Origin of the sequence: Paraburkholderia sp. SIMBA_053, assembly GCF_046534895.1 — a bacterium.
Lineage (GTDB): Bacteria > Pseudomonadota > Gammaproteobacteria > Burkholderiales > Burkholderiaceae > Paraburkholderia > Paraburkholderia caledonica.
The window spans coordinates 1-255 of the sequence record NZ_JAWRXU010001152.1; the positions used below are offsets into that span (position 1 = coordinate 1).

A 255-nucleotide genomic window follows, 5' to 3' on the forward strand; every position below is an offset into this window, starting at 1 on the left:
GGCGTGGCGGCGCTGGAGGCGGCTGGCAAGGACGTGCGCAAGGCTGGCCGCGCGCCGTTCCCGCTGGCGGGATACGTGGGGCGTTACGCGGACCGGTGGTATGGGCCGATGGAGATTTCGCTGCGCGAGGGGCGGTTGCGCATGGACATGCGCAAGACGCCGAACATGGCCGGCACGCTGGCGTATTCGCAGTACGACACGTTCCGGGTGGACTGGGACGATGCATCGCTGGAGCCGGCGTACGTGACCTTCGGT

1 protein-coding gene is annotated in these 255 nt (G+C 69.0%); it reads left to right on the forward strand.

What is annotated here, in order from left to right:
• Nucleotides 1-255, forward strand: a 255-nt coding sequence (locus SB753_RS39265) for a DUF3471 domain-containing protein (RefSeq protein ID WP_410805447.1), incomplete at both ends; no start/stop codon positions are given.